The following is a 1455-nucleotide window of genomic DNA, read 5'->3' as shown; positions in this document are numbered from 1 at the left end:
AGTCCGGGCATTGCAGTACGCCCAACGCTATGTGCGCAATACTGATGGCGTAACGGTGGGGGAATACGATGGCTTTTGTGAAGCAGAGCGTAGCCGACAGGTGAAGCTCAAGGCATTGGGCGGCAATGGTCTTTTTTATCTGATGCAGAACCGAGGATTTGCTATGGAGTATTACCAGGGTAAACAACAATCAGAATCGTTTGATTTGTGCTGGAAAGCCACTGAAGAGGAGGTGGAAAAAGAGGAGAGGGCAGCGATACAACAGTCGCCTATCGTCTCTGCAAGCCAGTACGATGAGCTGTCTCATAAAGTCGAACCAAGGCTACAGGAAATATGCAGTTGTGAACGCTATCGAATCTGTGAAGAGTTGGGTATTGAGCCGGTAGCTCTGAAAGGTGAGGATATTGAGTTCTGGAAGAAGGTTGGGCTGACACGACTCAGGCGATTTATGCAGTTCCCATTGCCGGATGGTAGCCATTACCGGCCAGAGCCTGATCAGGAAAGCACTTCCATTTGTCATCGACGATTTGAATCCATTGGCGTTGATGTTTATCGAGAGCTTCTGAAGCCATTATTTCCCAACTGGGATTACCAGCAATCATGGGGGGAGAAAGAAGCAGAGCAGGTGGTGGATAGAGTTGAGGCTTACCATAATGAGTATCCTTTCATGCTGAACCAGCTCAGGCTGATACCGGATTCTGTGATTTTGAACACTTCGGAAGGGGCAAAATTTCAGCGCCCAAAATCGGCCTGCAATTTCGTCAATCGATTGTTGAGAATGGCCGGATTAGTCATCAATAGTCAGCAGGTGCGGACTGGGAAAATGCTTGCTGATACTGCTAAGGGGAAGCGGGTCAGGCGTTACAGTATCAATCTGGAGTCATTGGCTTTTATGCGGGGTTATGCTCGATCCAGGGCGGTTCATAAGCAAATCGGGCTGTCACACACTGGTGTGGGTAGTATGAAAATGGAGCAAGGTGTGACAGCTTGTAAGCATCAGCATCAAGTAACGGTTTGCAAGACATTTCACATTGCAACAGAGTCCCAGCAACCTGAAAAAACGGATTGTCCAGATGTACTGAGCACCCCGTCAGGAAATATGAAGAAATTAAACATCAACTCAGAATACAGTCCGGAAATCACCTGAATGGGTACATTACAGTCGCATCCTCTAATCATTGAATGGCTATTTTTCGGAGCTAAACCTGCATGTTATCGAACGACATAAAGGCTTTGAAAAGCTTCCAGTGGTTCCGGTTGCGCTATTCCAGGTCAGGCTCCCTGGACCACCTACGTAAGTTGATTTCTACAAGCAGCTCTTCAACACCTTGCAGGTTGTGAATATCTTTCGCTGTAGTGAATAAAAGTAGGTGTTGGTAGGCTTCAGGAATTTTATAGCTTTTCAGGTTTTCTTTGTGGCTTTGCCGAAGCCTACTTTTTAGCTCCCTTTCACAG

General features: G+C 46.9%; 2 protein-coding genes. One reads left to right on the top strand and one right to left on the bottom strand.

The annotated features are described in order from the left end of the window. A partial coding sequence (locus tag KDK16_RS08850; protein WP_257275661.1) for a hypothetical protein occupies positions 1-1147 on the top strand: 1147 nt, incomplete at its 5' end. A gap of 115 nt (positions 1148-1262) precedes the next feature. Here the strand turns inward: KDK16_RS08850 and KDK16_RS08845 are convergent. Then, positions 1263-1455 (bottom strand): hypothetical protein (locus tag KDK16_RS08845; RefSeq protein WP_257275660.1); only part of this gene is annotated, 193 nt, incomplete at its 5' end.

The sequence above is a fragment of the Endozoicomonas sp. SESOKO4 genome, from assembly GCF_024606275.1.
Note: the sequence above shows the minus strand (reverse complement) of the source record. Positions and strands in the feature narration are given on the sequence as shown.